This window comes from Corynebacterium sp. KPL2850 (assembly GCF_040225855.1).
Classification (GTDB): domain Bacteria; phylum Actinomycetota; class Actinomycetes; order Mycobacteriales; family Mycobacteriaceae; genus Corynebacterium.
In genome coordinates this window covers 128,648-136,289 of the sequence record NZ_JBEHFV010000003.1, presented here as the reverse complement: position 1 = coordinate 136,289, position 7,642 = coordinate 128,648, and the positions used below count along the sequence as shown (strand labels likewise).

The 7,642-nt window shown below is 53.0% G+C and carries 10 protein-coding genes and 2 pseudogenes; 4 read left to right on the top strand and 8 right to left on the bottom strand.

The features are described from left to right. From ABRP93_RS02075 to ABRP93_RS02060, 4 genes are all read left to right on the top strand, one after another. On the top strand, positions 1 to 274 hold a 274-nt coding region (locus tag ABRP93_RS02075), incomplete at its 5' end, for a hypothetical protein (RefSeq protein WP_349886699.1). Positions 275 to 300: 26 nt separating this feature from the next. Then, a complete protein-coding gene (locus ABRP93_RS02070; RefSeq protein WP_349886697.1) occupies positions 301 to 771 on the top strand; it encodes a hypothetical protein in 471 nt (156 codons plus the stop codon). A 175-nt stretch (positions 772 to 946) separates the two neighbouring features. Continuing rightward, entirely contained in the window at positions 947 to 1,600 is a 654-nt protein-coding gene (locus tag ABRP93_RS02065; protein ID WP_023023305.1) for a hypothetical protein, read from the top strand. Positions 1,601 to 1,605: 5 nt separating this feature from the next. Beyond that, positions 1,606 to 1,956, top strand: a complete 351-nt coding sequence (locus ABRP93_RS02060) for a hypothetical protein (protein WP_156904619.1) — start codon at positions 1,606 to 1,608, stop codon at positions 1,954 to 1,956. Positions 1,957 to 2,017: 61 nt separating this feature from the next. Here ABRP93_RS02060 and ABRP93_RS02055 read toward each other — a convergent pair whose 3' ends face one another. The 8 genes and pseudogenes from ABRP93_RS02055 to ABRP93_RS02020 form a co-directional block, all read right to left on the bottom strand. Further along, a complete protein-coding gene (locus tag ABRP93_RS02055; RefSeq protein WP_023023309.1) occupies positions 2,018 to 2,980 on the bottom strand; it encodes a Mu transposase domain-containing protein in 963 nt (320 codons plus the stop codon). After that, positions 2,929 to 3,111, bottom strand: coding sequence for an integrase core domain-containing protein (locus ABRP93_RS02050; RefSeq protein WP_156905836.1), 183 nt, complete (start codon positions 3,109 to 3,111; stop codon positions 2,929 to 2,931). Before ABRP93_RS02050 ends, ABRP93_RS02055 begins: the two co-directional genes overlap by 52 nt. Before the next feature lie 860 nt (positions 3,112 to 3,971). Beyond that, positions 3,972 to 4,170: pseudogene (locus ABRP93_RS02045) on the bottom strand (hypothetical protein). Positions 4,171 to 4,233: 63 nt separating this feature from the next. After that, positions 4,234 to 4,488 (bottom strand): annotated as a pseudogene (locus ABRP93_RS02040) (IS3 family transposase); the annotation flags it as partial. Positions 4,489 to 4,615: 127 nt separating this feature from the next. Further along, positions 4,616 to 4,843 carry a transposase gene (locus ABRP93_RS02035; RefSeq protein ID WP_349853819.1) on the bottom strand — a complete coding sequence of 76 codons (228 nt, stop codon included), beginning with the start codon at positions 4,841 to 4,843 and terminating at the stop codon, positions 4,616 to 4,618. Positions 4,844 to 5,286: 443 nt separating this feature from the next. Next, the gene (locus ABRP93_RS02030; RefSeq protein WP_349886695.1) at positions 5,287 to 5,667 is read right to left on the bottom strand and encodes a hypothetical protein; all 381 of its coding nucleotides are present in this window, start codon (positions 5,665 to 5,667) and stop codon (positions 5,287 to 5,289) included. Positions 5,668 to 5,728: 61 nt separating this feature from the next. After that, complete coding sequence (locus ABRP93_RS02025) at positions 5,729 to 6,898, bottom strand: aminotransferase class I/II-fold pyridoxal phosphate-dependent enzyme (RefSeq protein WP_349886694.1); 1,170 nt, start codon at positions 6,896 to 6,898, stop codon at positions 5,729 to 5,731. Beyond that, positions 6,895 to 7,611 carry a 6-carboxyhexanoate--CoA ligase gene (locus ABRP93_RS02020; RefSeq protein WP_349886693.1) on the bottom strand — a complete coding sequence of 239 codons (717 nt, stop codon included), beginning with the start codon at positions 7,609 to 7,611 and terminating at the stop codon, positions 6,895 to 6,897. The genes ABRP93_RS02025 and ABRP93_RS02020 overlap by 4 nt, the downstream gene beginning before the upstream one ends. Between the last annotated feature and the right edge of the window lie 31 nt (positions 7,612 to 7,642).

Here is a 7,642-nt window from a genome sequence, read left to right as displayed (position 1 = left end):
TCGAAGCCGCCGGATCAGCTACACTTACTATCGCATCTTGATTAAATCCCCGTGTCCACTTTCCGGGGTTCGGGCCCGCCTGCGGTTTTCTCTATTTTCCCAGGTGGCTTATAACTATATCCCCAGCCGATCAACCAATAAAACCGTTCACTACGGGTTACTGTTTATTCTCCCGCCTCGCCTTGCGGCTCGTTGGGCTGCCGCCCAAATCAAAGATTTGGTTGCCGCCAACCAGCCCTTGTTACGGGTACGTCGTGAAAGAATCAACAACTAAGACTTACCTACCCACCTTAGAAAGCCATGACCACACCACAATCCCTGATCGCTCGCCTGGCGTCTCCAGATTCCACTGGGCGCACTGAAGCTGACATTCAGTCCGACATCAAGACCCTGCTGACTACCGACGACTTCGACTTGGATACCCCACGGTTGGAAGAGCAGATCGGTGATGGTTCTTACCGACGAATCGACATCGTCACCGGCGCCACTGTCATCGAAGTAAAAAAGCGGCTCACCAACGAGAGCGCCGACGCGGACTACATCAACCAACTCGCTGACTATGTCACTACCCGCATGAGCCAAGATGGTTCCCGTTACAACGGAATCCTCACCGACGGGAAAACCTGGTGGCTGTTCGAGCAGTCCCCCGCCGAGGGCTCCTTCGCCCGGCGCAGCACCTTCGAGCTTGCCCCTGGAGCTACCGGGGTCGGGCTTATTGAATGGCTCCAAGCCGTGCTGGCTACTCGGAGCAATTCGCGAATGTCATTGTGATTGAACCCATCATAGGCGAGAACTCTCATTTATGAGACATCGGAAACCCCTTAATTCTCATTCCACCAGCGAGAGCATTCCACATGCTGTAGGGTGCGGCTCATCTGAGAAGCGGGATGTCAGGATGGCGTGTATCATAGATTTGTTCCGCCTATCGATACAGAAAGGTTCTATCATGAATCGAGTCGCGCTTCTGACAGTTGCGTCTCTAATCACTGCAGGTATTGCCCCCGCAGCTTCTGCCGAAACGGTTGAACAAGCAGAGAAAACTCCTGTTTGGTCTGAAGAGCAATTTGATAGGTCTCTTAAGGATATCACTCCTGAAGAGAAAAAGCGGCTTGAGCTAATTAGTAACGTCGGTGAACATATTGATTACGACGATGAGGGTAACCTCAAGTCCGATCTCAACGATGATCAGCTCCGTAGTGATTATGGTTTCGAAGACAAAGATGTCAGTTTTTTCCACTCAGTGCTTGCTGAGGATGAAAGCGTTGTTCAGCACAAGGAAAACGAGCCAAAAATTGTCACTACATATGATCACAAGCTCGGCCACATATCAAATAGCGATCTGACGGTTGGGGCGGCTGCAACTCTTACCGCAGCGGCAATGGATGGGCCAGCTGCTCTTGAGGCGGCATTCTTTGCTTGGGGTGCTGTAGCAGGCGGGCCGATCGGAGCTGCTATTTCTGGCGCTGCCGGTCTTCTTGGGGCAACTTACTTTGTCGATCTTGCTACTAAAATCACAGGGGCGGTCGCGCAGGGTAAAGGTATTACCTGGTACTCTAAGTGGGGATTTCCGCCAATTACCGCAGAGATTGAGGATGACTAATGCGGATGGATAAAGATCCAAAGTTTATTCGCTTTCCAGAATCTCTGTGGGCTTTTGTCACTATATTCCCCTCGGATATTATTGAGAAACATGGAGTTGAACACTTTTTCAATTATGGATATTTGTGGCTCTATTCAATATTGGGAGTAATCCTTTTTGGCATTTCCATGATCATGGGTGAAAAAGCGGTATCTCCTTGGATGCATCGTGTGCGTTCCATTTTCCTCTTTGCTGCAACGATAGCTATTACAGCTTTCTTCCCTAGCTTGGTTGGGCGAATAGTCGTGGCGTTCCTAGCCATCTGCTACTTTTTCTGGCCCAATAACCATATAGTCTTTCGTCGAGCAGCGGAATGATCGGTGTTTTAAGTGGAGCTAGCAGTCTATTAATCACTTGATAAAAAGTGATAGGATCTCGCTAAACTGTCTTCCAAAATTTGGCCACAGTGTTCGTTGCTGGCCCAAACGACGAGGCCCAAGCCAACAGCTCATCACGAGTAAGCGCCTTGTGGCCTTCGTCATCGCCACTGGGCCCATGGTTGGGGTCAGTGGAATAACGGTACTTAAATCCATGAAGGCGCGTGTGTTCAGCAACAAGCTGATCCCCTTTGAAGACGCTCACCAGCTTCGGGGTGAGCCTGACTGTTACCGATTCTCCTACCAGCTGAAATGGCACTGAATAGTACTGGTAGTCACAAGTGATGTGCCAGTTGCGATCGACCTTGAGCCGCTTATAGGACACTTCCGTAAACGGTGCGGGCGGAAGATCCCGCATCACCGGTGCCTCTTCTTGCTCAAAGCGCAGGCGCCGTGTTGTGCCATCAGCCCGCGTCATTGTGTCGTTGATGTCAGCAAGGCGATAAGCGATCGCCTCATTAAGGCCGTTGAGGCTGTAGAAGACCTCATCGCCGAAGTAACCCAGGATTTTGGTGTAGACGATTTTCACAGCGCGTTCTACTGCCGCTTTGTCACGAGGCCTGCCAGGTCTTGTCGGCACAATTGTGACCCCATAATAGTCGGCAAACGCTGCGTAGCGGTCAGTGACCATTCGATATGTAGATTTCTTCTTCGGCCGGTAGGTCGCCGTAGGAGCATTATCCGGCACGATGACCGCCGGTATTTTGCCGAGATAGTTCAACGCTTTGATGTGGCACTCAATCCACGCCGGCATCTTCTCATTCGCAGCAGCAGTAACATACATCAGCCCTGAGTATGGGTTGACCTCGACGAACAGTGAGGCCTTGAATGCAGTATCACCACTAGCCTGATCCACCACTGGCACTTTGTCACCGGCCCAGTCGACATAGTGAAGTGCCCCGAGTTTTGTTCCTAGGCATGTGCCTTGGTTTCTATTATTCCCTGTCGCGGGTTCTGCTTCCACAATTTGGTTTCCGCTTCGGCTGGGGTTTGGTATCCCAGGCTTTGGTGGAGCCTTACCTCGTTCCACCATGACACCCACTCAAATGTGGCGATTTCTACCTCGACAACATCATTCCACCTGCGATTATGGATGAGTTCGCCTCTTGTGAGGAGCCGTTAACGTTTTCAGCCAGAGCATTGTCATTTCAGTCACCGACAGTCCCAGTGGAAGCGGCAATCCCGTGCTGGGCGAGACGCTCGTTGTGGACAACGCTGACGTACTGCGAGCCGTGATCCGAATGGTGAATAAGACCTCTTGTGTCCCTCGCACACTTGGGTCGCTTGATTGAGAGCTTGCAGCGGTAATGCCTGCAGTGCGCATGGGCCCGACCCCGAAGCCTTTCTTCATGCGCACGTAGGTAATGTCGGCCACCCACAGCTTGTTTAAGGCCCTGGGCTTTGAACTCACGATCGACCAAGTCTGGGCGCAGATCCGGCACGTGAGCTTTTCGGGTTGTGATAGGTGATCCGCCTTTGCCTGTGCCAGAAACACCAGCCAGGCGCATCAGCCGGGTAGCGTGTTCACGACCGATATCTATTCCATCACCGTGAAGCGCATGCCACATTGTCCGCACGCTTAAGACACCGTCATTATCCCGATGAATGGCACTACTGCGTTCAACCAGCACGCCGTCACGAAGGCGACGAGCACTTAGCCCACGGGCTGTGGCCTATGGACTGGCGATAACCACGCGAGGTGATAAACCCGCGAGCCCGGTTATTCTTTTAACGCCAGTGCAGATGAACTCGACAGAGAAACGATTCCGGTATTTATCGATGAACCGGATCATTTCTTAACGTTTGGGGTCGAGTTCCGACGCGAAAAAGCTGACGCGGCCTTCAGCAACTCGTTGGTATCTCGAAGCTGGTGATTTTCGCGGCGTAGCCTCGCGTTTTCGGCAGCCAAGTCTTCAGGAACAGGCTCTGGGATGTTTCCCGCACGACGAGCAGACTTAAGTCCATTGACGAGCTATGTGCCATGAAACCCCCAGCTTTGGAGCTACTTCCTGGCACGCGGGGTGCATTGACATGTTTTCCGTCAAGATGCGGTCTTCTACAAGGCGGACCACACGGTCCTTTGCATCCTGGTCAAATTTTCTTGGCATGTTCCAGATTTTCCCATCTACTCAAACGGAACAAAACCTGGGACACTTCAGGAAGAGCAGATTTACGTTTGGCTTGGATCGTTGTCACTGGAACGAAAGCACGCGGTGAGATCCCTTCAATGCCCATCAGGCGCATCCGCTTGGCCACAGTCTTGCGATTCATACTGATCTGGTAGCGCTCACCTAGTTCTGCGGTGATCCGCGGAGCACCATAGACCTCATCGGAGTCTTTCCAAATCTGATGAATCTTGCGGTCAACATCATTGTAAAATGATGCACGATCATCCTTACCGGTTAAGCGTTGCTGCTGTATATGGGTCCATTTGTAGTATTCAGACCGAGACACTTTTAATAGTCGTGCCATGCGTTTGATGCTGTAGTTCGCCTTGCTCTGGCTACATTAATTCGAACTTTTCTGTTCGCGTTGCCTTAAAGCGAAGAAGGCTGTCGCTTGTGACAAAAGCTCGTTATCCATCTTGGCTTCAGCCAACTCACGACGCAGACGAGCGTTCTCCGCACGAAGATCCGCTTCGCGTAGCCCATCGGAGGATCCTTAGGCGTTGACGCTCATTTTTCACCCATCGGCCTAAAAGACCTGGTGCGACACCAATTTCTTTCGCTACATGAGCAATTGGGCGCTGCGATTCGATTACCAGGTTCGCGGCTTCGCGTCGATACTCAGGTGTGTATTTCTGGCGTTGTTGACTCACAATGAACATCCTCTCTTACGGACACAAGATCCGCACTAATCGGGTGTCCACCAAACGAGGGCAACCTCAATCGAGATTGAAGTTGTCAGGTTTGAGCGAGTGTCAAGCTGACCTGAGACCAGACTCCACCAGAGCTTGGGATATCAACCCCAACGAGCCTGAAACAGGATTATGGAAGCAGAACCCGCCACAAGAGATATTAGAAATCAAGGCAAATGCCTAGGAACAAAACTCGGGAAACTTCACATAAGCGTAAGTATGAAGTCCCAAATAAAGCTCTGGAGCCTACGCGGCTCCAGGCGACATCGTTCCGGTATCCAGCTCGTCGTAATGAAAGCTTAACTGGTCCCGCTGACAATTTTCAATAGAGCAGTAGCCACATCGCTTGGGTTCTTCACCAACGATCAACCGCCATCGAGTATCTCCAGTCCAGCTGGCGGAACCTCTTTTTCTCACTGCATCGCGGTCCACTCGATGTCTTCGAAGCCCCAGTCGGATAAATGCCAGGTGATGGTCTCGGTGGCATCGATAAGCGCGTGCTCCATTGTCTCTTCATCGTCACCAGTGACGGAGAGCTCGAGTATCACTGAAGTATCTTCTTCGTCCAATAGCTCCATATCCAGCGGGCCGCCATCGTCGAGGCCCGACTCAAAGCGCGCAACCCAGTTATCGCCGCCAAAGAAACCGGAATCATTTAAGGCGTACTTTTCTTCCAAGTCCCATATGGCTTCAATAATGTCCCAGTTGCCGGTAATTGCAGCAGATAGCTCAGCGTCACGCCCGTAGAGCACCAGCTCGTGGAGCCACGAATAGTCAATGATAAAGCTGCTCATAATGCCTGCCAGTGTATGCGACGAGAGCCCACTCTCTGAACGCACTCACCGAGCGATTTACTTATAAACCCAACTGTTCAAGTTCTGTGCAGAGAGCATCGATTTGTGCGCGCGTATGGGTTGCCATGAGGGTAACGCGGAGAATCGCAGCGCCACGTGCAACCGTGGGCCACCGGATTGCCGGGACGATAAATCCACGGTCAAGCAGTGCAGCGCTAGCGTCCATCGCGGCGGCCTCATCGCCCACGTGCACGGGAATAATGGGCCCTTGCTGTGGCGTAGTCCCGCGTGTGTTGTGCCAATAAGCAATATTGTCCTGCAGTTGGCTAACCAGACTGGGATCAGACTCAATGAGCTTTAACGCAGCGAGCACGGCGGCCGATGTTGCTGGCGTGGGCGAGGTAGAAAATACGAAGGACCGGGCTTGTTGCCGCAAGAGCTGCGCCACCGGCTTACTCGTTGCCACGATCCCGCCTTCAGCACCAAGCGCCTTACTAGCGGTAATAAGCTGAATATCGGGCTGAACGCCGAAATATTCTGGCAGGCCAAGGCCGCGCTCGCCGACGGTACCAAACGAGTGAGCATCATCAACCATAAGCCATGCGCCGTATTCGCGTGCCACCCGCGATAGCTCAGGCAAGGGCGCGAGCACCCCGTCCATGGAAAAGAGGCCATCGGTAACAATCAAGGCATACTTGGTGGTCCTGGTAGCCAAGGCATCTTCCACAGCGCGGGTATCGCGGTGTGGAGTAACGACGAGGGAGGCGCCGCTGGCCTTTGCGAGCCGGCAGCCATCGATGATGCTGGCGTGGTTGCGCGCATCGGAAATAATGGTGAGTTCGGGCGAGGCCAAGGCCTGCAACGTCGATAGATTGGCTTGGTACCCGGTGGCAAAGAATACCGAGTCTGAATACCCAGTCAGCTGGGCCGCAGCGGCTTCTACCGCAACGTGTAGTTCAGAGGTGCCGGTGGTCAAACGCGAGCCGCCTGAACCTGCGCCGTAGTGATCAACGCTGTCCTTTACGGCGATTTTAATCTCCGGATGTTCTGCCAAGCCCAGGTAATTCGACGAGCTAAAGAGCACTGCTTCTTGGACTGTCTTCCCAGCGGCTGTCTGCAGAGAGCTTTCTGGCACTTGCCCGCTCGCAAAGACTGAAGGACTGCGCCACAGGCCGTCCTCTCGCCACTTATCAAGACGAGCAGATGCGACTTCTTCTAGGCTCTCGTTCACTTTTCTGCCTCAAAACCCACGAGCACGGCACGGTTTTCCAGATAATCTATCAACGCTTCAACATCGGCCCCTGGCTTGATGATGAATGCCCTCGCCCCCTCGTCCGATCCTGGTTCCTTAATGTGCGGCAGGCGGTGGTACGTGTCATATACGCAGACATAGCCGGTGGTATAAGCTGGGTCATCAGATACACAGACTTCTGCTAAGACATCGGGATGCGCGGCAACCTTGCTCGCCAGAACGATGGCTTCACGGGCTGCATCCTTGCCTTTGAATTCTTCCTCTGTAGCACCGTACGCGTCCATATGGCTTACGCGGACGCCTCGCTGTGCGTCTGGTTCGCAGCGCGTGCCCGTATCGGCCGCAATAAGCATTGCCCCGCGCATATTCCTGGCTCTAAACGTCTCTTCAATGACTATCTGGGAATGAGCGGTCATGGGGCGCAATAGTTCCTCGATGACGTCCCTAGCCTGCGAAGGGTATTGCACCGCTTCTTCTTTTACGCCTACGCAAGGGACGTGCAGAATATCGGACTCGGCCAAAGCCTCCACTGTGATGAAGATATTTTCCGCCATTCCCTTCGGGTGCGCCAAAGCACGCTCGGATAGCGCTGCACAGACCGCCGGAACCTCGTGTTCCCTGACGATTCGCTCTGCTCCCGAAATGTGCTGGCCTGCGGAATCAGACCGCATTCGCACTGAGAAATAAGTCATAATCTGAGGGTACCGGACGTATTGAACGGTG